Origin of the sequence: Halorubrum sp. C191 (genome assembly GCF_002727095.1) — an archaeon.
Lineage (GTDB): Archaea > Halobacteriota > Halobacteria > Halobacteriales > Haloferacaceae > Halorubrum > Halorubrum ezzemoulense.
On record NZ_NHNZ01000025.1, the window covers coordinates 43,995 to 66,030 of the forward strand.

At 70.9% G+C, this 22,036-nt stretch carries 23 protein-coding genes and 1 tRNA gene; 13 read left to right on the plus strand and 11 right to left on the minus strand.

Features of this window, described 5'->3' with window-relative positions:
* The first annotated feature begins 128 nt into the window (after window positions 1-128).
* Entirely contained in the window at window positions 129-1,727 is a 1,599-nt protein-coding gene (locus Z052_RS01500; RefSeq protein WP_099288617.1) for a sulfatase-like hydrolase/transferase, read from the plus strand.
* On the plus strand, window positions 1,727-2,149 hold the full coding sequence (locus Z052_RS01505) for a GtrA family protein (protein WP_089308733.1): 423 nt from the start codon (window positions 1,727-1,729) through the stop codon (window positions 2,147-2,149). The genes Z052_RS01500 and Z052_RS01505 overlap by 1 nt, the downstream gene beginning before the upstream one ends.
* Before the next feature lie 25 nt (window positions 2,150-2,174).
* Here Z052_RS01505 and Z052_RS01510 read toward each other — a convergent pair whose 3' ends face one another.
* The 6 genes from Z052_RS01510 to trmY all read right to left on the minus strand — a co-directional run bounded on the left by Z052_RS01510 (window position 2,175) and on the right by trmY (window position 7,063).
* Window positions 2,175-2,876 carry a TVP38/TMEM64 family protein gene (locus Z052_RS01510; RefSeq protein ID WP_049932921.1) on the minus strand — a complete coding sequence of 234 codons (702 nt, stop codon included), beginning with the start codon at window positions 2,874-2,876 and terminating at the stop codon, window positions 2,175-2,177.
* A gap of 52 nt (window positions 2,877-2,928) precedes the next feature.
* Complete coding sequence (locus Z052_RS01515) at window positions 2,929-3,702, minus strand: DUF429 domain-containing protein (RefSeq protein ID WP_094521404.1); 774 nt, start codon at window positions 3,700-3,702, stop codon at window positions 2,929-2,931.
* A gap of 105 nt (window positions 3,703-3,807) precedes the next feature.
* A complete protein-coding gene (locus Z052_RS01520) occupies window positions 3,808-5,256 on the minus strand; it encodes a response regulator (RefSeq protein ID WP_089308735.1) in 1,449 nt (482 codons plus the stop codon).
* Between the two features lie 278 nt (window positions 5,257-5,534).
* A tRNA-Pro gene (locus Z052_RS01525) sits at window positions 5,535-5,607 on the minus strand.
* A 395-nt stretch (window positions 5,608-6,002) separates the two neighbouring features.
* Window positions 6,003-6,437: a CHY zinc finger protein gene (locus tag Z052_RS01530; protein WP_086215989.1), complete on the minus strand. Its 435-nt coding sequence runs from the start codon at window positions 6,435-6,437 to the stop codon at window positions 6,003-6,005.
* Window positions 6,438-6,448: 11 nt separating this feature from the next.
* Entirely contained in the window at window positions 6,449-7,063 is a 615-nt protein-coding gene (trmY, locus tag Z052_RS01535) for a tRNA (pseudouridine(54)-N(1))-methyltransferase TrmY (protein ID WP_094494685.1), read from the minus strand.
* A 50-nt stretch (window positions 7,064-7,113) separates the two neighbouring features.
* Between trmY and Z052_RS20375 the strand changes: the two genes are divergently transcribed.
* Window positions 7,114-7,254: a hypothetical protein gene (locus Z052_RS20375; RefSeq protein ID WP_176455142.1), complete on the plus strand. Its 141-nt coding sequence runs from the start codon at window positions 7,114-7,116 to the stop codon at window positions 7,252-7,254.
* A gap of 19 nt (window positions 7,255-7,273) precedes the next feature.
* Here Z052_RS20375 and pyrF read toward each other — a convergent pair whose 3' ends face one another.
* Both pyrF and Z052_RS01545 read right to left on the minus strand, forming a co-directional pair.
* The gene (gene pyrF, locus Z052_RS01540; RefSeq protein WP_094521405.1) at window positions 7,274-8,104 is read right to left on the minus strand and encodes an orotidine-5'-phosphate decarboxylase; all 831 of its coding nucleotides are present in this window, start codon (window positions 8,102-8,104) and stop codon (window positions 7,274-7,276) included.
* Window positions 8,105-8,178: 74 nt separating this feature from the next.
* Window positions 8,179-9,483 carry a carboxylate--amine ligase gene (locus Z052_RS01545; protein WP_094521406.1) on the minus strand — a complete coding sequence of 435 codons (1,305 nt, stop codon included), beginning with the start codon at window positions 9,481-9,483 and terminating at the stop codon, window positions 8,179-8,181.
* Window positions 9,484-9,640: 157 nt separating this feature from the next.
* On the opposite strand from Z052_RS01545, the gene Z052_RS01550 reads away from it, so the two are divergent.
* The gene (locus tag Z052_RS01550; RefSeq protein WP_049932928.1) at window positions 9,641-10,168 is read left to right on the plus strand and encodes a DUF5813 family protein; all 528 of its coding nucleotides are present in this window, start codon (window positions 9,641-9,643) and stop codon (window positions 10,166-10,168) included.
* A 39-nt stretch (window positions 10,169-10,207) separates the two neighbouring features.
* Window positions 10,208-10,531 (plus strand): hypothetical protein, encoded by a 324-nt coding sequence (locus Z052_RS01555; RefSeq protein WP_099288619.1) that lies wholly within the window; start codon window positions 10,208-10,210, stop codon window positions 10,529-10,531.
* Between the two features lie 21 nt (window positions 10,532-10,552).
* On the opposite strand, the gene tmk is transcribed toward Z052_RS01555, so the two are convergent.
* Window positions 10,553-11,146 carry a dTMP kinase gene (tmk, locus tag Z052_RS01560; RefSeq protein WP_094521407.1) on the minus strand — a complete coding sequence of 198 codons (594 nt, stop codon included), beginning with the start codon at window positions 11,144-11,146 and terminating at the stop codon, window positions 10,553-10,555.
* 179 nt (window positions 11,147-11,325) lie between these two features.
* Here tmk and Z052_RS01565 point away from each other — a divergent pair, with 179 nt between their 5' ends.
* The 7 genes from Z052_RS01565 to Z052_RS01595 all read left to right on the plus strand — a co-directional run bounded on the left by Z052_RS01565 (window position 11,326) and on the right by Z052_RS01595 (window position 18,869).
* Window positions 11,326-12,690 (plus strand): hemolysin family protein, encoded by a 1,365-nt coding sequence (locus Z052_RS01565; protein WP_049932931.1) that lies wholly within the window; start codon window positions 11,326-11,328, stop codon window positions 12,688-12,690.
* 108 nt (window positions 12,691-12,798) lie between these two features.
* Window positions 12,799-13,656 (plus strand): universal stress protein, encoded by an 858-nt coding sequence (locus tag Z052_RS01570; RefSeq protein WP_094521408.1) that lies wholly within the window; start codon window positions 12,799-12,801, stop codon window positions 13,654-13,656.
* Between the two features lie 100 nt (window positions 13,657-13,756).
* Entirely contained in the window at window positions 13,757-14,653 is an 897-nt protein-coding gene (locus Z052_RS01575) for a complex I NDUFA9 subunit family protein (protein WP_049932933.1), read from the plus strand.
* 109 nt (window positions 14,654-14,762) lie between these two features.
* On the plus strand, window positions 14,763-15,941 hold the full coding sequence (locus Z052_RS01580) for a tubulin/FtsZ family protein (RefSeq protein WP_176450647.1): 1,179 nt from the start codon (window positions 14,763-14,765) through the stop codon (window positions 15,939-15,941).
* 18 nt (window positions 15,942-15,959) lie between these two features.
* Window positions 15,960-16,607, plus strand: a complete 648-nt coding sequence (cofC, locus tag Z052_RS01585) for a 2-phospho-L-lactate guanylyltransferase (protein WP_094521409.1) — start codon at window positions 15,960-15,962, stop codon at window positions 16,605-16,607.
* A 113-nt stretch (window positions 16,608-16,720) separates the two neighbouring features.
* On the plus strand, window positions 16,721-17,884 hold the full coding sequence (gene cofG / locus Z052_RS01590) for a 7,8-didemethyl-8-hydroxy-5-deazariboflavin synthase subunit CofG (RefSeq protein ID WP_049932936.1): 1,164 nt from the start codon (window positions 16,721-16,723) through the stop codon (window positions 17,882-17,884).
* Window positions 17,885-18,011: 127 nt separating this feature from the next.
* Window positions 18,012-18,869, plus strand: coding sequence for a mechanosensitive ion channel family protein (locus Z052_RS01595; RefSeq protein ID WP_049932937.1), 858 nt, complete (start codon window positions 18,012-18,014; stop codon window positions 18,867-18,869).
* Window positions 18,870-18,890: 21 nt separating this feature from the next.
* Here Z052_RS01595 and Z052_RS01600 read toward each other — a convergent pair whose 3' ends face one another.
* Window positions 18,891-20,342 (minus strand): MATE family efflux transporter, encoded by a 1,452-nt coding sequence (locus tag Z052_RS01600; RefSeq protein ID WP_049932938.1) that lies wholly within the window; start codon window positions 20,340-20,342, stop codon window positions 18,891-18,893.
* Window positions 20,343-20,443: 101 nt separating this feature from the next.
* Here Z052_RS01600 and thiE point away from each other — a divergent pair, with 101 nt between their 5' ends.
* Complete coding sequence (thiE, locus tag Z052_RS01605; RefSeq protein WP_094521410.1) at window positions 20,444-21,076, plus strand: thiamine phosphate synthase; 633 nt, start codon at window positions 20,444-20,446, stop codon at window positions 21,074-21,076.
* Between the two features lie 10 nt (window positions 21,077-21,086).
* On the opposite strand, the gene Z052_RS01610 is transcribed toward thiE, so the two are convergent.
* Window positions 21,087-21,938, minus strand: coding sequence for an SDR family oxidoreductase (locus Z052_RS01610; RefSeq protein ID WP_094521411.1), 852 nt, complete (start codon window positions 21,936-21,938; stop codon window positions 21,087-21,089).
* Window positions 21,939-22,036 lie beyond the last annotated feature (98 nt).

Here is a 22,036-nt window from a genome sequence, read left to right on the forward strand (position 1 = left end):
CTGCCGCGCTCCGGGAGATGGGAGGGATCGAAATCCTCAAACCGCTGGCAAACCGCATTTAAGTATACTCGTGACGCTCCGCGCGCCGCCGCCCGAGGCGCGGCCGCGGGGGGTCCGCCGCGTACTCTATGACATCCGATTCGTCGACCCGGACGGCCGCAGACCCCGGTACGCCGAGCGACGACGCGGCCGTCTCGAACGTCGTCCTCGTGACGGTTGACTCGCTGCGGGCGGACGCGGTCTCCCCGTACGACCCGGAGCGACGCTCGCCGGTGATCGACGGGCTCGCCGACGGGGGAACCGTGTTCGACCGCGCGTTCGCGACCGGCAACTGGACGCCGTTCTCGTTCCCGTCGATCCTCGCCTCGGAACCGGTGTTCACTCGGGCCGGTGACATCGGCGTCGACGAGTCGGTGACACTCGCGGAGGTGCTCTCCGACGCCGGGATCGCGACCGGCGGCTTCAACGCCGCGAACGGATTCCTCACCGACCACTGGGGGTATCCCGACGGCTTCGACGAGTTCGAGCCGTTCGTCACCAGCGTCGGATCCAGCGTCTACAGCCGGTACCTCGCGGCCCACCCGACCGTCGAGGCGTGGATCCAGCTCGCGACCTCACCCGTCCGTCGGCTCGGCTCGAAGTTCCGCGGCGACAGCGACGACCGCCCGTTCCTCGACGCCTCGCGCATGTTCGACGTCGAGGACGCCGCGACCGGGTTCGTCGACGACACCGACGAGCCGTTCTTCCTTTGGGTCCACTACATGGACACGCACACGCCGTACGTCCCCGCGCCGCGCTACATCCGCGAGGTGTCCGACGGTATCGTCGGCACGCACCAGATGCTCCACGCGCACGCTCGGACGAGCCTCGGCCTCGAAGTCGGCGAGCGGACGCTCAGCGAACTGCGGGCGCTGTACCAGGCGACGGTGCGGCAGGTCGACGCCAGCGTCGGGCGACTGCTCGACGCCTTGGACGCCGCGGGCGTCCGCGACGACACCGCGGTGCTGCTCGCGGGGGACCACGGCGAGGAGTTCCAGGAACACGGCCACCTCGCCCACTACCCGAAGCTGTACGACGAGCTGATCCACGTTCCGTTCGTGGCCGACGTGCCCGGGCTCGACGGCGGCCACGTCGACGGCCACGTGGGCCTCGATGCGATCCCCCCAACGGTCGCGGACCTCCTCGGCGTCGATCCGGTGCCCGAGTGGCACGGCGAGTCGCTCCTGCCGGCGCTCCGCGGCGAGGAGAGGCGCTCCGGCGGCGGCGAGGAGACGCTCTCTGCCGCCGGAGAGGAGACGCCCTCCGACACCGTCGGCGATGCGCCGTCCGAGTCCGGCGGCGACGGTGACCGCGACGCTGCCGACCCCGTCGTCTCGGTGACCGTCCGGGGCGAGGACGTGACCCAGCAGCCGATCCCCCGGTCACTGTCCGACGGCGACCTGTTCGTCAGCGCGCGCGACGACGACTGGACGTACATCGAGAACGTCGACGCCGGCGACCGCGAGCTGTACCACCGTCCCACGGATCCAACCCAACAAGAGAACCTCGCGGTCGACCCCGACGCGGAGGGACAGGCAGTCATCGACCGGCTCGCCCCGGTCGTCGATTCCCACGCGAAACTGCTCCGCGAGCGCGGCGCCGCGGCGGAGGCGGCCGCCGCCGAGCGCGGCGACGACGAGGTCGACGAAGACCTCGAAGCTCGCCTCGAAGCGCTCGGGTATAAGTGATGCTTCGAGCGGTCCTCCGCGACCTCGCCAGCGGACCGATCGCGGTCCAGATGCGCCGGTTCGTCGTCGTCGGTGCGCTCACCGCAGGGCTCCAGCTCGCCCTGCTTTGGCTGTTCGTCGACACCGCGGGACTGAACTACATCGTCGGCGCGACGATCGCGATCGAGATCACGATCGTCTGCTCGTACGTCCTCAACAACGCGTGGACGTTCCGGGCGAGCCGGAACACGGGCGCCTCCGAGTACCTCGCCGGACTGCTGAAGACGAACCTGGTCCGCGGCACGGCGATCCCGATCCAGCTCGGCGTGCTCGCCGCGCTCGTCGAGTGGGCCGGGGTGATGTACCTGATCGCGAACGTGGCCGCGATCCTCGTCAGCGGACTCTACCGGTTCGTCCTCGACGCGCACTGGACGTGGGGCTGACCCCGGATCGCTCGTCTCGGGCCCCTCAGAAGGGGAGCCGCGGCTCGACGCGTTCGACGAGGTCGCGGACCGCCTCCTGCTTGTAGTACCCGACCGCGGACGCGGCGACGACGAGCGCGACGAGCGCCATCGCCGAGAGGAACCGGCCGCTCGCGAGTTGGCCCCCCGCGTACACGGTGAGGACGTACGCCGGAAGGCGACCGACCGCGATGACGGCCATGAACGTCGGTAGCGACCACTTGGTGAGGCCGCTCAGGAAGCAGATCGCGTCGTCGGGGAGGCCGGGAATGATGACGAACGCGAACAGCCCGGGAACGCCGACTGTGTCGACGAACCCGTCGAAGCGGGCGATCACGTCCTCGTGGATGACCCGCTCCACGAAGGTGCGCCCGTACCGCTTCGAGAGCGAGAAGGCTACCGCGCTCCCGATCAGCACGCCGGTGAGGCTGTACACCGTGCCCGCGAGCGGGCCGAAGAGGAACCCCGCGACCAGCGCGACGACCTGCCCCGGGATCGGGGCGACGATGACTTGGAGGGCCTGAAGGCCGATGAAGACGATGGGGGCGAAGATACCGAACTGGTCGAGCCACGTCCGGAGGGCCTCCGCGTTGGTGAGGAACCCTGCGTAGCGGCTCACGAGGACGTAGAGCCCGACCGCGAGGACCGCGACGCCGACCGCGGCCGCGATCCCTCGCCGGCGGTCCGCCCGCGAGGAGAAGAGTTTCATTCGTGTCGTAGCGGGTGACAGAGGGACTTCAACCTTACCACCCGGCGGATCCTCACGCCAACGGGTCCGCGCTCCAGTAGGCCATCCGCATCGGGACCCCCTCGTCGTCCCGGAGATCCGCGTCACCCGGCAGGAACCGTAGCTCGTCGACCGGGCGGCGGGCGACGACCGCCAGCCCGAGCGCGTCCACGGCGTCGTCGGCGGTGGGGTCCGCCTCCCTCACGGCGTCGATGGGCTCGTCTGCGAGCCGTCGACAGACCCGACCGAGCGCGGCGCCCGGGTCGTCGAGGTGCCCGTCGAGCGCGCCGAGCCGCTCGCCGACGCCCGGGGCCGTGGTCTTCGAGTGGTCGAGCCGCCGGCCGTTGAGCCCGCGGAAGCACACCTCCGGGTGCGCCTCCATGACCGCCTCGCGCGCCGCCTCGTCCCGCCGGAGGAACGCGTCGACCTCGCCGACCGCCGGCGCGATGTGGTACGACTGTCGGCTGAGCCCCTTGCCGAGGTCGGCCCGGTTCCGCTCGCTCACCGCCTCGTAGTCAGCGCCGTCTCTGGCCGCTTCGCACGCGCCCCGCGAGGGGACGGGGAACACGCTGCTCGGACGCTCGGCGGCCGACCGCGCGGCCGAGTCGACGGCCTCGCGCTTCGCCAGCGTCTCGGCGTCGTGGGGGAGACCGATCGGCACGTCGACCAGCAGCCGATCAACGCCGTCGTTCCACAGCGCTTCGAGGTCGCGTTCGAGGCGCGCGTCCGGCCCGCCGGTCCCGTCGAACACGACCGCGAGCCACGCGCCGCCCGCCCAGTCGACGCCCGCAACTGTGTCGGGTGTCATCGATCGATCGCTCGTTCCCGTGCCTATTCAATCGGCCCGGTCCGCGGACCGATCGCTCGGGGCACAGGGCCCTGCGCGGTGCGGTCGAAGCCGCGGCGTGGCCCGCTACGGCGAGACGGGTACGTCGTCTGTCACGGGAACCGCCGGGTCGACGGTCACGTCGAACCGGACGCCGCCGCTCGCGCTGTCGCCGACCGAGATGTCCCACCCGTGGGCGTCGGCGATTCGCTCGACGATAGTCAGCCCGAACCCGGTCCCGTCCGTGGCGGTCGTGTACCCCGCTTCGAACACGCTCTCGCAGTCCGTCTCGTCGAGCCCCGGCCCGTCGTCGGCGACGTAGAACCCGTCGGCGGACGCACCGATCGTCACGGTCACGGGCGACCCGCAGTGGTCGTCGACGTTGCGGAAGAGATTCTCGAGGAGCCGCCGGATCCGGGAGCGGTCGCCGGAGACGGTGATCTCGTCGTCCACCACGTCGAGCGTGTCGGCCGGACAGCCGAACGGTTTCCACGCCTCCGCGGCGAGCGCGCCGACGTCGACCGGCTCCGGCTCGGACACCGACTCGCCCTCCTTCGCGAGCGTGAGCAGCTCGCCGATCATCTGCTCCATCCGCTCGTGTTCCCGTTCGAGGGCCTCGAAGTGCGTCGCCTCGCTCTCGGCGCGAGCCATCTCCGCCGCCGTCTTCGCGTTCTGGAGCGGCGTCCGGAGGTCGTGCGACACGATCGACGTGAACTCGTCGAGCCGCTTGTTCTGTCTGATCAGCTCCTCGCGCTGCCGCTGTTCGCGCGTCGCGTCACGGAGGATCCCCACGGACCCGCGGAACTCGTCGTCGAACGGGAGCGCGGCCATGTGGTCGTAACACGGCACCGTCTCGCCGTCTTTCGTGTGGATGTCCACCCGGAACTGCTGCGTCTCCGGCCCCGCGCTGGAGACGATCGTCGCGAGCATGTCGTTCGCCCGCTGGACACCCTCGTCGGTCTTGATCTTGCCCGGCGGGCTGCCGATGATCGCCTCCCTGTCGTAGCCGACGAGGTCGAGGAACGCCTCGTTGACGTACTCGAACTCCGCCTCGGCGTTCACGACGTAGATCGGATAGTCGAGCGCCCGGAGGACCGTCGAGTACCGCTCCGACTCGATCTGGGCGCGGTACTCCGTCGCGGCGTGCTTGACCCGGTTGGCCAGGCGGCGGTGCTGGTCGGGGCCGCCCTTCTGGAGGTACCCGGTCACGCCGGCGTTGATCGCCTGCGCCGCGATCTCTTCGCTGCCCTTCCCCGTGTAGAGGATGAAGGGGAGGTCGGCGTAGTGATCGCGGACGGCGTCGAGCAGTTCGAGTCCGTCCGTCCCGGGCATCTCGTAGTCGCTCACGACGCAGTGGACGGACCGCTCGTCGAGCGTGTCGAGCACCGCGTCCGGACTGGCCACCGTGGTTATTTCGACGTCGCCGAGCTCCCGCTCGATGAAGGATTTGGTCAGGTCGAGAAACGCGGGATCGTCGTCGACATGTAAGACTTCGATCGACGCAGTGGCGGCTTCATTCGGGTTATCGATCGACATTCCAACTACCGATCAAGAGGGGTTCTAAACGGAAAAATATCTGGCTGTAGTGTCTCGTTTCGAGAAGCCGATCGGGGAGCTGTTCGACCGATCGTCCCGGATACCTTATACTTCAGGTCACCGGCGACGGGACCGCGATTTCCGCCGTTTCGGCCTCCCCGCTGCGCCCGGGAAACACACGTCTCGGAACGCGGTGGTCGGGTGACATCCGCGGCGGAACACCGCGGCTTCACCGAAGGTAGGTACGCGTCAGTAGTCGGCGGAGAATGCGGGAGAAGTGGGCCGGCACGAATTTGAATCGTGGTTACGGCCACCCGAAGGCCGAAGGATACCAAGCTACCCCACCGGCCCGCACTCGACAGAAAGCCGTTCGTTCTTTTAATCCTTCCGAAAGGGGGGCGATCAAGACGGACCGGAGGGGGGAGGAGTCGATAGAATATCCAGTTCATCGACGCCAGACGCGGGTACCACGAAGCCCCAGTCGCGAGGACTCGATGCGCTCGTTGCGGTCCTCAGTCGCTCGTTTCACTCGCTCCCTGCGGTCCTTACGTCGCGCGTCTTCGTCCTCGCGACTGCCCCTTCGAGTCCCGTCCCGCACCGCAACCGCACCTCACGCCTCCCCAGCCTCGTCAGGCGCGTCCTGCGGGCTCCCTTCAGTCGCCCTCGTCGCGCCTGACTCCCTCGCGCGTCCTGACTCGCGCCCGTCGGGCGCTCGCAGGCACACGCCACCGCTGCCGCGCCATCAGTTATAAACCGTCGTCACCGTCCTCGTCCCCCGAGCCCGCCACCTCGAAGTACCGGCCCCGATGCTTCCGACAACCGGGATTGAACGCGGCGCCGCACGCCGGGCACGTATCGTCGCAGTCGAGGTACTCGCTCGCGGTTATCGTCGTCTCGCAGACGCCACACAGGACCGCCGGATCGTCGAAGCGGTCGCGGGGCCACGGGACCGCCTCGTGGTCGGTCGCGGCGTCGTGGCAGGCGTCGCAGGGGTAGTACGCCTCGCAGCAGCCGAACCGGAGCGCGACCACGTCGACGGGGTCGTCCCAGTGGGCGCAGCGCGTCTCGGGGTCGACGGCCACCCCGCGGAGTGGAACCGCGAATCGGGAGTCCGCGTCGGGCGCGGTCGTGGTCTCTCGGTCGGGCGGCGACGGGTCGCTGCCGGGGGGTGGTGCGGTCATCCGTCGCGCAGTCAGTAGCTGGCGTACCCGTCGGTGTCGAGCCAGTTGTGGACCACCGTGATCGCGTGGTCCGCGTGGAGCAGTTCGGGGCCGACCCGGAGCCGGCGGTCGGCGCGCTCGTCGACCGCAGCCGCCTCGTCCGGCGCGAAGTCGTGGTGGTCCGAGAGCACGAACACCGGATCTTCCGGCGGTTCGGCGTCGATGAGCGGGGCGCCGTCCTCGTGGAGCTGAACGAGCGTCCCGTCCGGGCCGCGGCCGTCCGCGCCGACGAGCCGGTCGAGCGTCGCGTCGAGCCCCATCCGGCGGAGTTCGACGCCCGGAGAGACGTCTGCGGGCATGTGGCCGATCGCCTCGTCTCGCGCGTCGAGCGCGTCGCGGACCCGCGCGGCGACGTTGCGCTCGTCGGGGTGGAGGTGCCGGAGCGCGTCGGAGTCGAAGGAGACGGTGAACTCGTCGCCGATCGCGAGGTGGACCCGGACGGACTCGCGGATGCCGTGCGAGAGGAAGACGCCGGCGCTCACGCACCGGCAGAGGAGGTCGAGCCGGCCGGCCCCGGGGATGTCGGACAGCGATATCGCGTCCGGATCGGTTGGCACGTCGCGGCCGATGACGACGAACTGGCGCATACCGGGCGGTCGCCCCCGATCGTCATAAGCCGTCCGACCCAACCGCCGCCGTGAGCCGCACTGGACTGTGCCAGATCTGCGAGGCGGCTACCGCGAGCCGCGCCTGCGACCGCTGCGGCCGCGCCGTCTGCGACGACCACTGGGACGAGACGGCCCGAGCCTGTACCGCCTGCGTCACCGGGCGGCGCTAATGCGTCGCGACGCGACGGCTCAGCGGTGCTGGTTCAGCCGCTTCTTGAGTCGCTTCGCCGCGTCGCCCGCGGCACCGAAGTACGTCGCCTCGTCGCCGGGCCGGCTCGACTCCTCGCCTGCGAAGATGATCCCGCGCGAGGAGTTCACGAGCCCGACGTCGACCGGGAGGTCCGGGCGCTCGGCGAGCCCGTGTTCGACCGCGGCCTCGGCGTCGCCCCCCTGCGCGCCGACGCCGGGAACGAGGAACGGGATCTCGGGGACGATCTCGCGGACCGTCTCCAGCTCCTCGGGCGTCGTCGCCCCCACGACGAGTCCGACGTTGTCGTTCGCGTTCCACACGTCCGCGAGCGCCGCGACGCGCTCGTACAGCGGCTCGCCGGAGGCGAGTTCGAGATCCTGGAGGTCCGCGCCGCCGGGGTTCGAGGTGCGACAGAGCGCGAACACGCCCTTGTCAGCGCGGTCGAGGAACGGCTGGAGCGAGTCGCGCCCGAGGTAGGGGTTCACCGTGATCGCGTCGACGTGGTCGAGCACCTCGGCGTACCGCCGCGCCGTGTTGCCGATGTCGCCGCGCTTCGCGTCGAGCAGGACGGGGACGCCCTTCCCCTCGGCGTACGCCGCGGTCTCGCGCAGCGCGCGCCAGCCGTCCGGATCCTCGTAGAACGCGGCGTTCGGCTTGTAGCAGGCGGCGTGCTCGTGGGTGGCGTCGATGATCCGGCGGTTGAACGCCCACCGCGGTAGATCGGCGTCGGCCACGGCGTCGGGGAGCCGGCTCGGGTCGGGGTCGAGCCCGACCGAGACGACGCTGTCGACGGCCTCGATCCGGTCCGCGAGCGCCTCGAAGAAGTCCATACGCGCCCTGTGTCGGCGGGCGAACTAATCGTTGCGTTCCGCGGTCGCTCACGCGTCTCCCGGTCGGGGGCGCCTCAACAGGAGCAGTAGTACTCGCGGTCGACGAACTCGGTCTCTAGCAGCTTCGCGGCCGGATCGGGGTCCGAGGGGCGGTAGACGCCCGCCGTCAGGTCGCCCTCGCGCTCGAACGCGCCGGAGACGAGCCGCCGCCAGTCGGCGGCCGACAGCTGGTCCCAGAACGCGTCGTCGCCCGCGAGCAGCGAGAGGTAGTCGCGGAGGTACACCCACCGCATCGGCTCGATTCCGGACGACTCGTAGGTCGCGTCGGTGACCGCCGCGTAGGCGGCCATCGGGAGGTTCGCGCCCGCGGCGACGGGCATCCCGATCCACTTCCACGGCCGGGTGTTCACGTCGAGCAGCAGGAACTCCTCGCGCTCGGCGTCGTAGACGAACTCCGCCTCGCTGATCCCGTGGTACCCCGCGTCATCGAGGACGGCGAGCGCGTGCTCCCGGATCGCCGGCTCGTTCGCGGTCTCGACGAGACAGGAGGTGCCGAAGTTTCGCGGGTACCGGACCGCCGCGTTGCCGACCACCGCGAGCGCGTCGTCGCTCCCGGACGGGGGGACGTAGGAGGCCAGCGAGTGGTCCCGTCCCGTCGCGATGTCGACGCGCTTCTGGGCCATCACCGCGATGCCCTCGTCGGCCGCGGCCGCGACGACGTCCGCGAACTCCTCGCGGTCCGCGACCTCGATCACGTTGGTGCCGAACGCCTCCTCGAAGTCGCGCTTGAGTTCGGGTTTCACCACCAGCGGGAAGCCGAGCGCCGCCGCGGCCTCGTCGACGGTGGCGTCCGCCTCGCGGGTCCCGCTCGCCGCGGTCGCTTCGAGCCGGTACGTCTCCGGGTAGGGCACGCCGAGTTCCTCGCAGGTCGCGTACAGCTCGGACTTGTTCAGCACGTCGTCGAGCGTCTCGCTCCCGGCGAACGGGAGCCGGACGCCATCGGGGTCTGCCTCGGCGTACGACAGCGCCCACTCGTCCATGCAGCCGAACGCGACGGCCTCGGTGCCCGCCGCGTCGACGATCGCCTCCACGTCCTCGCGGAACCCGTCGAGGTCGTCGAGCGGGTACGTCACCGCCCCCGCGTAGTCGACCGCGCCAGAGGGGGGCGCGAGGCCGTCGTGTGCGACGGTCTCGGCCTCGGTGTCGGCGCCGTCGCCCGCGCGGTCGAGCGCGATGACGGGCACGTCGTGGGCGTCGAGGGCGCGCGCGACCCCGAGCCCGGTGATGTGCGCGTTGCTCACGAGCGCCGGCGGTCGGTCGAACTCGGCGGTCGCGAGCGCGTCGATCAGTCCCTCCGTGGACCGGAACCGGTCAGCCATACCTCGTCTCGTCGGTCGACGCATAAAAGCGCCCGACGTACCGGCTCGGTGTGCCCGTATCGGTGACGGGTGCGACGGGGCCGTCGGCGGCGGGGCGATGCCCGGCTCGCGCGGGCGACGCGAGCGGCTTTTCAGGCCGCGTCACCTCCGGATAGGTATGACCGAAACCGAGGACGACGACGCCGACGCGGCCGACGAACTCCCCGGCCGAGTCCGGCGCGCGTTCGGCGACCACGGCTCGTTCGAGCGCGACGGCGACGGCTGGGTGTCGACGACGACCGCGTTCGACGGGCGCGTCCGGGCCGAGCCGGCCGGCGAGGGGCGCATCCGGTTCACCGTTACCGTTCGCGTGCCAATGCTTTCCGCCGCCACCGCCGACGAGGTCGCGGACGTGGTCGAGGACGGCTGGGTCGACACGTTCGAGCGCCGCGCCGTCGATGTCGGCGGCGTCACCCGCAAGGATCGGGATTTCGATCCGGCCGTCGAGCGCGACGACGACGAGATCGCCATCACCTACGCGCTCTCGGACATCAACGAGCGGCGGGGCGTCGACGACGCGGGCGCCCTGATCGACTTCGTCGAGGGCACGTACGTCCAAGGCGTGATCCCGGGCTACGAGTACACGGCACCCGTCTCGGACCTGCTCTCGGCCGCGCGACAGCAGGGCGGCGGCGGGCCCGTCTGAGGTCGATAGGGGGAAGTGTCGGGGGATCGTACGGCGACTATGCTCGCGCTGTTCGGGTTCGGCAGCCTCCTCGCGTTGGTCGCGTTCCACACGTTCCTCGCCGGGGTCGCGACCCGGTTCTTCCGGATTCAGCTTTCGACGTCGTGGGGGTCGATCCTGTACATGCTCGTGTTGACACCGATCCTGCTGCTCGTCTCGACGCTCGTCTTCACCGGCGCGCTCGGCGTCGGGACCGGGATCAACGTCGGGAGCTCGACGATCCTGCTGGCGCTTCTGATCGCGCTCCCGATGGCGCTCGGCGCCGCCATCGACTACCTCTACCTCACGCCGCCCGACGAGTACGAACTCCCGGACACGCGCTGAGAGGGCTCGACCGCGACGCCGTCAGCGGTCGACGAGCCCGGCCACGACCTCCTCGACCCGAGCGACCACGTCCTCGGGCGCCCGCGTCGCGTCGACCCGGTGGAACCGCCCGGGCTCGGCGTCGATCAGGCGCTCGTAGTTGTCGCGCACGACCGCGAGGTAGCCGTCGCGCTCGAACTTGTCGGTTCGCCCGGCGCGCTCGGCCGCCGTCTCGGGGTCCAAGTCGAGGTAGATCGTCGCGTCCGGCGGGTGCGAGAACGCGGCGTGGATCCCGCGGACGTACTCCAGCGGCCGCTTGATATCCGCGTCGGTCCGTGCGAGCGTCGCCCCCTGATAGGCGAACCGCGAGTCCGAGTACCGGTCGGAGACGACCAGGTCGCCGTCCGCGAGCGCCGGTCGAACTGTCTCCGAGAGGTGGTTCGCGTGGTCGGCGGTGTAGAGGAACAGCTCCGCGAGCGGGTCGGCCTCCGAGTCGCCCATCGATCGGGCCACCGCCTCTCCGTACCAGCTGTCGGTCGGTTCTCGGGTGAACGTCGCGTCGGGGTACACGTCTTGGAGCGCCTCCCAGACCGTCGTCTTGCCGCTCCCGTCGAGCCCCTCCAGCGTGATCAGCATGGTGGCGTTCCGCCGCGGCGAGGAATAAACGGCGCGGGTCCGGTCCAGGGACCGGCCCTTCTCCCTCGCGTGCGGCGTTCGCATGCCTTTTTAGTGACCCCTCCGCGAACGGCCGCCATGAACGTGGACTCACGCACCGCCGTCGGCTCACCGGCTCGCCGCGGGCCCGGGAGGCGCGAATGGTAGCCGTCGCCGTCTCACTCTCGCGGGTCGCGGCCGCGCTGTTTCTGGTCGTCCTGAACGGCTTCTTCGTCGCCTCGGAGTTCGCGTTCGTCAGGATCCGTGCCACCTCGGTCGAACAGCTGGTCGAGGAGGGGCAGGCGGGCGCGGAGACGCTCGGGGAGGTGATGACGAACCTCGACGACTACCTCGCGGCGACCCAGCTCGGGATCACGCTCGCGTCGCTCGGTCTCGGGTGGATCGGCGAGCCGGCGGTCGCGGCGCTCATCGAGCCGGTCCTCGGCCCGCTCCTGCCGGAGGGGTTGGTCCACCTCGTCGCGTTCGCGGTCGGGTTCTCGTTCATCACCTTCCTCCACGTCGTCTTCGGCGAACTGGCGCCGAAGACGATCGCGATCGCGCAGGCGGAGCGGATCTCGCTGTTGCTCGCGCCGCCGATGAAGCTGGCGTACCTGATCTTCTCGCCCGGCATCGCGGTGTTCAACGGCACCGCGAACGCCTTCACGAGCCTGATCGGGGTCCCGCCCGCCTCCGAGAGCGACGAGACCCTCGAAGAGCGCGAGATCCGTCGCGTGCTGGCCCGCGCCGGCGAGGCCGGGCACGTCGACGAGTCCGAGGTGGCGATGATCGAGGGCGTCTTCGAGCTCGACGACACCGCGGCCCGCGAGCTGATGGTTCCGCGTCCCGACGTGGTCTCGCTGCCGGCGGACGCGTCGCTGGCGGCGATTCGCGAGACGATCTTCGAGGCCGGCCACACGCGGTATCCCGTCGTCGATCGCGACGACGCCGACCGCGTCGTCGGCTTCGTGGACGCGAAGGACGTGCTGCGCGCGACCGCCGAGGGCGACGACGGCGCCACCGCGGGCGGCCTCGCCCGAGAGATCCTCGTCGTCCCGGAGACGACGAGCGCGAGCGACCTCCTCGTCCAGTTCCGCGACGAGCGCCGACAGGTGGCGGCGGTGATCGACGAGTGGGGCGCCTTCGAGGGGATCGCGACGGTCGAGGACGTCGCCGAGGCGCTCGTCGGCGATCTCCGCGACGAGTTCGACGTGGCCGACGACCGCCACACGATCCGGCGGACCGGTGACGGGGCGCACGAGGCCGACGGGTCGGTCGCCCTCTCCGACGTCAACGACGCGCTGGGGACCGACCTCAGCGGCGACGGCTACGAGACGCTCGGCGGGTTCGTCCTCGATCGGATCGGGCGCTCGCCCGAAATCGGCGACGTCGCCGCAGCGGCGGGATTCTCCTTCGAAGTCACCGCCGTCGACGGCGCGCGCATCTCGACGGTCCGGGTGGAGCGACGCGACGATGAGGAGGATGCGGACGCCGCGACCGGCGCGGACCCGGACGACGACGCCGCGTAACGACGTGACGCACGCCGCAGGGCGACGCGACACACGCCGCGAGACGGCGTTCCGGGAACGGCCGCGACGACGCGAGCGTTTTTCACGCGCGGCCGCGACGATGGCCGTATGTTCGAACGGATCTGCGTGCCCACCGACGGCAGCGACGCGGCCGCGGCGGCCTTCGACCACATCCTCGCGATCGCCGCCGACCACGGCGCGACGGTCCAAGTGCTCCACGTCGCGGACACCACCCGCGACAGCGTGACGCGGATCGGCGGCGACGTGGTCGACGTGTTAGAGCGTGAGGGGGAATCGATTGTCGAGGAGGCGGCCGCCCGCGCCGCCGACCGCGGCGTCGACGCGGAGACGGCGGTCCGGCAGGGTGGGGTCCCGGAGACGGTCACCGCGTACGCCGAGGAGGTCGACGCCGACCTCGTCGCGATGTCGACGCGGGGGCGGCAGGGGGTCGAACACCTTGTCGGGAGCACCACCGAGCGCGCCGTCCGCCAGTCGCCGGTACCGGTGTTGGCCCTCCGTCCGGGCGACGAAACGGTCCCGTACCCGTACGAGGACATCCTGGTGCCGACCGACGGGAGCCCCGCAGCGACCGCCGCGCTCGACCGAGCCCTGCCGGTCGCGGAGCGAGCGGGCGCGACCGTCCACGTCCTCTCGGTCGTCGACACCGGCGACGTGGGCATCGGAGACCACGTCGACACCCTCTCCGAGTACGCCGACGACGCGGTCGCCGAGGGCGTCGAGCGCGTCGAGGCCGCCGGACTGGACGCGGTCGGCGCGATCGAGGTCGCCACCTCCGCCGCCCGCGGGATCCGGGCGTACGTCGACGACCCCGGGGTCGACCTCGTGGCGATGGGGACCCACGGCCGGACCGGCGTGGGGCAATACCTGCTGGGGAGCGTCGCCGAACGGACCCTGCGGAGCGCGCCCGTTCCGGTGTTGACGGTCCCGGTTCCCGACGAGGAGTGATCCGGGCGCTCGGGTCCGTTTCGGTCGCCTCTGCGCCGGATTTCGGGGGCGCGTCTGACGCCGCGGTAGGTTTACGGGCCTTCCACGCGATACGGATCGCATGAAAGTGTTGGTAGCCGGGGGGACCGGCTTTATCGGCTCGCACCTCTGTCGCGCGCTCGCGGACGACGGTCACGCGGTGACCGCGCTCTCTCGCTCGCCCGACGGGACGGCGGACGGGGTGACGGGCGCCAGCGGAGACGTGACCGACTACGACTCGATCGCGTCGACCGTCGACGGCCACGACGCGGTCGTGAACTTGGTCGCGCTCTCGCCCCTGTTCGAACCCGAGGGCGGCAACCGTATGCACGACCGGATCCACCGCGGCGGCACGGAGAACCTCGTCCGCGCCGCCGAGGACGGCGGCGTCGACGGGTTCGTCCAGCTGAGCGCGCTCGGCGCGGACCCGAACGGCGATACGGCCTACATCCGCGCCAAGGGCGAGGCGGAGGAAATCGTCCGCGACAGCGACCTCGACTGGACAATCTTCCGCCCCTCCGTCGTCTTCGGCGAGGGCGGCGAGTTCGTCTCGTTCACCAAGCGCCTGAAGGGGATGTTCGCGCCGGGCGTCCCGCTGTACCCCCTCCCGGGCGGCGGGAAGACCCGGTTCCAGCCGATCCACGTGGAGGACCTCGTCCCGATGATCGCCGCCGCGGTGACCGACGACGAGCACGTCGGCGAGACCTACGAGATCGGCGGCCCGGAGGTGCTCACGCTCCGGCAGGTCACGGACCTCGTCTACGACGCCGAAAAGAAGGGCGTCACGATCGTCCCGCTCCCCATGCCGCTCGCGAAGGTCGGGCTCTCCGTGTTGGGCGCGGTCCCCGGGTTCCCGATGGGGCCGGACCAGTATCGGTCGCTGAAGTTCGACAACACGACCGCCGACAGCGACGTCGGCGCGTTCGGCGTCGACGCCGCGGACCTGACCACGCTCGGGGAGCACCTCGGGGTCAGATGACGCGGAGCGCGAACATGTCAACTGTCATAATCTCAACGCTGGTAACGCCAACCGAAGGCTTATATACGAGATCACGCTCTGTTCAGTTCAAACGCGGAGGGAGCACACGATGAAACTCGCAATGATCGGATTCGGCCAGGCGGGGGGTAAAGTAGTTGACAAGTTCTTGGAGTACGACAAGCGGACGGGCTCCGAGATCGTTCGAGCGGCCGCCGCCGTCAACACGGCGAAGGCGGACCTCATGGGGCTCGAACACATCTCCGAGGACCAGCGCGTCCTCATCGGCCAGTCGCGCGTGAAGGGCCACGGCGTCGGCGCGGACAACGAGCTCGGCGCGGAGATCGCGGAGGAGGACATCGACGAGGTTCAGGGCGCGATCGACTCGATCCCGGTCCACGAGGTCGACGCGTTCCTCGTCGTCGCCGGTCTCGGCGGCGGGACGGGCTCCGGCGGCGCACCGGTGCTCGCGAAGCACCTCAAGCGGATCTACACCGAGCCCGTCTACGGGCTCGGCATCCTGCCGGGCAGCGACGAGGGTGGTATCTACACCCTCAACGCGGCCCGGTCGTTCCAGACGTTCGTCCGCGAGGTGGACAACCTCATGGTGTTCGACAACGACGCCTGGCGGAAGACGGGCGAGTCCGTTCAGGGCGGCTACGAGGAGATCAACGAGGAGATCGTCCGTCGGTTCGGCATCCTCTTCGGCGCCGGCGAGATCCAGCAGGGCCAAGAGGTCGCCGAGAGCGTCGTCGACTCCTCCGAGATCATTAACACGCTCTCGGGCGGCGGCGTCTCCACGGTCGGCTACGCGGAGGAGGAGGTCGAGGAGCGCTCCTCGGGCGGCCTGCTCTCGCGGCTGCGCGACGACGGCGACGACGACGAGCTCGACAGCGCGCACACCACGAACCGGATCACCAGCCTCGTCCGCAAGGCGGCGCTCGGCCGGCTCACGCTCCCCTGCGAGATCGAGGGCGCGGAGCGCGCGCTGCTCGTGCTCGCGGGTCCGCCCGAGTACCTCAACCGGAAGGGCATCGAGCGCGGGCGGAAGTGGCTCGAAGAGCAGACCGGTTCGATGGAGGTCCGCGGCGGGGACTACCCGTACCGCGGCGCCGGCTTCGTCGCGACCGTCATCCTGCTCGCGGGGGTCACGAACGTCCCGCGGATCAAGGAGCTCCAGCAGGTCGCCATCGAGGCGCAGGACAACTTAGACGAGATCCGCGAGGAGAGCGACGACAACCTCGACGAGCTCGTCAGCGACGACAGCGACGAGCTGGAATCCCTGTTCTGAGGCGCGCCGCTCCCCGCGATGGAGGTCATCGTTCCCTTTTCGACCGACCGCCCGAAGTCGCGGCTCTCTAGCGTTCTTGCCCCCGAGGAGCGCGTGGCATTTGCGCGGGCGATGCTCGACGACGTGCTCGACGCCGTCGCCGGCGCCGGCGGTGAGCCGCGCGTGCTGGCGACCGACGCGGTCGACCTCGACCGGCCGGTCACCGTCGACGACCGCCCGCTGACGGACGCGGTCAACGGGGCGCTCGACACGCGACTGGGAGCCGACGACGAGTCCGACAGCCCGCCCGAGCCGACCGCCGTCGTGATGGCGGACCTCGCGCTCGCCACGCCGGCGACGCTCGACCGGCTCTTCGCGGCCGGCCGCGACGCCGACGTGGCCGTCGCCCCGGGTCGCGGCGGCGGCACGAACGCGTTCGTCGCCTCCCACCCCGAGTTCCGCGTGGACTACCACGGCGCGTCGTACCTCGACCACCGCGAGATCGCGGCCGCGGTCGGCGCGGCGTTCGAGACGGTCGATTCGCACCGGCTCGGCACCGACGTCGACGAGCCGGCCGATCTCGCGGAGGTCCTGATCCACGGCGAGGGGCGCGCGGCGACGTGGCTCCGCGAGGCCGGCTTCGCGCTCGACGCGTCCGAGGGTCGCGTGAGCGTCGTCCGAGAGTGAGCGCCGTCGAAATTGGTCGTGCGACCGAAGGGGGCGCCAACGTAACCACTCGCGGTGTCGCCGGGGGATCCGCAACCGCGATCCTTTTTAAACATCGACCGCGAGTGACGCCCGTGTTCGCCGGGGCCGACGAGTACGGAGTCGACGTCGCGGTCGACGAGCGGGCGGTCGAGCGACTGCTCTCCGTCAGCCCGGGCGACGTCGACGCGGCCGACCGGCTCACCTTCGCGCGCAACGTCTTCATTCCCCTCACCACCGCGTGTCGGTACACCTGTACGTACTGTACCTACTACGACGCGCCCGGGGAGGCGTCGCTGCTGTCGCCCGAGGAGGTGCGCGAGCAGTGCCGCGTCGGCGCCGACGCGGGCTGTACGGAGGCGCTGTTTACCTTCGGCGACGAGCCGGACGACCGGTACACCGAGGTCCACGAGACGCTCGCCGAGTGGGGGTTCGACTCGATCCACGAGTACCTCCACCGGGCCTGCGAGATCGCCTTGGAGGAGGGGCTGCTCCCGCACTCGAACCCCGGCGACCTGACGGAGTCGCAGTTCGCCGCCCTCCGCGAGGTGAACGCGTCCATGGGCGTCATGCTGGAGACGACCGCCGACGTGGACGCGCACAGCGGCGGGCGACGGAAGACGCCCGGCCAGCGGCTCAACACGATCCGCGCTGCGGGTCGACAGAGGGTTCCGTTCACGACCGGCATCTTGGTCGGGATCGGCGAGGACTGGCGCGACCGTGCCGAGAGCCTGCTCGCGATCCGTAAGCTCCACGAGCGACACGGCCACGTCCAGGAGGTGATAGTACAGAACGTCGTCCCCAACGAGCGTTCGGACTTCCCGAAGCCCGACCTCGCGACGATGCGCCGCGTCGTCGCGATGGCGCGCGCGGCGCTCCCGCCGGAGGTGTCCGTTCAGGTACCGCCGAACCTCTCGCCGGCGGCGGACCTCGTCGACTGCGGGATCGACGACCTCGGCGGCGTCTCGCCGGTGACGGACGACTACATCAACCCGGCGTACGAGTGGCCCGACCTCCGCGGGCTCGAGGCGGTCGCCGACGCCGGCGGCGTCCCGCTCCGCGAGCGGCTCCCGACGTACGCCCGCTACCTCCCGGACGACGTTCGCCCCGCGGGCGTCGAGCCGGCGCCCGAACCGGACGGTCGCGAGGCGTGGATCCCGCCCGCGGTCCGCGAGCGGATCGCGGCGGACGACGTCCACGGTCGACGGCTGCGCGCGGTCGCCCGTGGCGACGGACCGCTCGCGGTACGGAGCGACTGACGCGGTCTCCCGCCGGCGACCGCTGCCCCGTGCGAGCGACCGGTTTCCCACGCGGCCGTCCGTCCACCGGACGTAAACAACCGCGCCGCCAGTAGCTTCTTTATATATCCTCGTGAAAGGGCGGGTGATGCTTCTCTTACAGCTCGACGCGGTCACAACCGCGGTCGACGTCGCGGCGATAGCGACCTCGGTGGTCGGGTTCGTCGCCGGGTTCCTGGCCGTGCTGCTGCTCGGCAAGTACGTCGTCATTCCGGGGCTCCGACGGATCGTCAGGTCGCGCGGCTTCGACGAGGCGGTTGTGAGCCTCGGGACGAACGTGCTCAACGCCGTGGTCTGGGTGGCGGCGATCGCCATCGGCTTCGCCGTCGCCGGCTACGGCGGCTTCCTCTCGGCGTTCGCGGTGTTCGGCGGCGCCATCGCGCTCGCGGTCGGCTTCGCGGCGCAGGACCTCCTCGGCAACTTCGTCGCCGGCGTGTTCATCCTGAAGGACAAGCCGTTCGAGGTCGGCGACTGGATACAGTGGGGCGACATGTCCGGCCGCGTCGAGGAGATCGATCTCCGCGTCTCGCGGGTCCGGACCTTCGACAACGAACTGGTCACCGTCCCGAACGGTGATCTCGCGAACAGCGCGGTGACGAACCCCGTCGCCTACGACACGCTCCGCCAGAAGTTCGTCTTCGGGATCGGCTACGACGACGACATCGAGACGGCGACCGACATCATCATCGAGAAGGCCGAGGCCCACGAGGAGATCCTCGACGACCCGGGCGTCTCGGTCCGGCTCGTCGAGCTCGGCGACTCCGCCGTCGGGCTCCAGTCGCGCTGGTGGATCGCGGACCCCGACCGCGGCGACTTCGTCCGCGTGCGCTCCGAGTACGTCACCGCGGTGAAGGAGGCGTTCGACGACGCCGGGATTGACATGCCGTACGTCCACCGGCAGCTCACCGGCAGCGTCGAAGTGATCGAGGACGTCGCCGACGAGTAGGCTCCCGATCCGCCCGCGGCCCTATCCGACCTCTTCCTCCACCTCGCCCGCGTCGGGGCGGTACTGCCGGCTGACGGCCTGCCACCGGTTCGACCGGAACCGGTAGCCGTTCAGTCCGGCGGGGACGAGCTTCTCCGCGACCAGCGCCGCGTAGAGGCCGCCGACGCCGAGCGGCGTGACGAGCCCGACCAGCGCGACGGGAAGCGCGAAGACGTACAGTCCCACCATCGACGCGAGGAAGGGCCAGCGCGTGTCGCCCGCGCCGCGGAGCGACCCCGTGATCGAGCCGTCGACGCCGAGTGGCACCGCGCTCACCGCGGCGGCGACGACGAACGCCGCGGTCGCGCTCACCGCGGCCGGATCGTCGACGAACACGCCGGCGATCGGGCCGGCGGCGGCGATCACCGCGGCCGACGCGAGGACGTAGACGACCGCCGACAGCGCGATCACGTCGCGGCCGTACGCGGTCGCGAGCGACTCCTCGCCCGCGCCGAGCCGCTGGCCGACGAGCGTGCTCGCGGCGATCGAGAACCCCCAGCTGAAGCTGCCGAGCAGCGCTCTGACCCGGCGGCCGACCTCCAGGGCGGCGACCGTCGCGGAGCCGAACGACGACGCGATCCACAGGAGCGGGAAGACCACGATCCCCTCGGCGACGCGCCGCGCGATGAGCGGCGCGGAGACGCGGAGCAGCTGCCGGGTCAGTCCGCGGTCGAACCACGGCCCGGAGCGCCCGACCGGGACCGGCGAGGCGCCGCGGCCGAAGTACGACCGCCCGGACATCCCCCACGCGAGGACGAGCCCGACGGCGGCGATGGAGACCGCGGTACCGAGCCCGGCGCCGAACACGCCCATGCCGGCCCCGAGGACGAGCCACGTCGTGAGGAGGACGTTCAACAGCGCGCCGCCGGCTCGCGCGACCATCGGAGTGACCGTGTCGCCGACGCCGGCGTACGTCCGGCTCGCGATCATGTTGAAGAACTCGAAGGCGAGCGCGGGCGCCGTGACGACGAGGTAGGTCGTCCCGGCGGACAGCGCCGCGCCGTCGCCGCCCACGAGCGCGACCAGTCGCTCCGCGCCGAGGACGTACCCCGCGACGATCGGCGCGACGAGCAGCGCGGCCACGATCAGCGACTGCTTGACGACGAGCCCCGCCCGCCCGCGCTCGTCGCCGCCGTAGTTCTGCGAGACGAGCGAGACGGTGCCGCCGGCGAGCCCGATGGAGACGAACTTCGCGAGCTGCCAGAACGCGAACGCGTACCCGAGCCCGGCGACCGCGGAGACGCCGACCGCGTAGCCGATCACCGCGAGGTCGACGGTGTTCTTCGACATGATCGCGAACCCAGTCACGATCCGGGGCCACGCGAGCCCCATCGTCTCGTCGAGCCGCGACCGGTCGATGACGCCGGCCCGGTCGAGCGCGCCCGCCACCGCCTCCGCGACGCGAGCGACGATCCGCCGGAGCCGGGGGAACATGGAACTATCGTAGGGGCCGGGCGGGCTTGTGTCTGTCCGTCGCGGGTGGGGACGCGGTCGGAGCGCAACCGTTTTCACCGACTCGCGGCCGATGATTACGCATGAATATCACTAAGTGGCGAACATACCTCGTCACCGCGGTGAGCCGGTCCGCGGGGCGGTCGACCCCCGAGGTCGTCGCGGCCGCGCTCGCCGGCGGCGTCGATGTCGTCCAGCTCAGAGACAAGGCGGCCACCGACCGCGAGCGGTACGAGACGGGGCTCCGGCTCCGGGAGCTGACCGCGGCGGCCGGCGTCCCCCTGCTCGTGAACGACCGGATCGACCTCGCCGCCGCGATAGACGCGGACGGGGTTCACCTCGGGCAGACGGACCTCCCGGTGTCGGTCGCCCGCGAGCGGCTGGGAGAAGGCGCCGTCGTCGGCGTGTCGGCCTCGACGGTGGAGCAGGCGCGCGAGGCCGAGGCCGCTGGGGCCGACTACCTCGGCGTCGGCGCCGTCTACGGCACCGACTCGAAGGACGTCTCCGGCGACCGCGACGGGATCGGGACGGAGCGGATCGCCGCGGTCGCCGACGCGGTCGACCTCCCGGTGATCGGGATCGGCGGCGTCGACGCGGGGAACGCCGCGCCGGTGGTCGAGGCGGGGGCGACCGGCGTGGCGGCGCTGTCGGCTATCACGGCCGCCGAGGACCCGGAAGCGGCGACCGCGGCGCTGCGGGCGGCGGTCGCGGAGTGAGTCGACCCGCTCAGTCCTCGCGCTCGAACTCGGGCGCGAACAGCCGCGCGGACATGGGGGCGGGGTCGCCCCCGGTGACGTTGTACGCGGAGAAGTCTGTCACGCCCGCCTCGCGGAGCAGGTCCTCGTCGTAGAAGCTGTTGCCCGTACACTCAGCGGGGTCGCGCGCGAGGATCTCGAGGACGGCGTCGGAGACGACCTCGGGGGTGCGCCAGTCGTCCTCCGTCCCGAGCCCGAAGTAGCGCGTCGCGCGGGTGTCGATCGTCGTCACCGGCCAGAAGGTGTTACAGCCCACGTCGTCGCTCGCCAGCTCCTCGGCGAGCGAGAGCGTGATGAACGACATACCGAGCTTCGACCACGCGTACGGCGCCTTCCCCGGTGAGCGGTCGGTCACGATCGGCGGCGAGTTCGACAGCAGCCACGCCTCGTCGAGCCCCGCGAGGTGGTCGGCGAACGCGTGCGCGACGAGGTGGGTCCCGCGGACGTTCACGTCGGTCAGGAGGTCGAACCGGTCGGCCGGGAGGTCCGCGACGTTCGCCAGCTGGATCGCGCTCGCGTTGTTGATGACGATGTCGACCTCGCCGAAGCGGTCGATCGCCTCCTCGACGACCGCCTCGACGCGGTCCTCGTCGCGGAGGTCGAGTTCGAGCGCGAGCGCCTCCGGCCCGCGCTCGCGCACCTCCCGGGCCGTCTGCTCGATCGACCCCGCCAGCTCGGAGTCGTCGTCGTCCGTCGTCTTGCCGGTCGAGACGACGTTACAGCCGCGGTCAGCGAGCGCGAGCGCGATCTGTTTGCCGATGCCGCGCGTCGTTCCGGTGATGAACGCCGTCGAGTCCGAGAGATCGGGGTCCGCGAGTGCCATACCCCCCGTTCGACCGACCGCGTGTTAAACCACGGCGTAATCGGTCCCACCCGCCGACACCAGCCGACCGCCGGCGTCAGTCGAACGCCGCGCCGCTA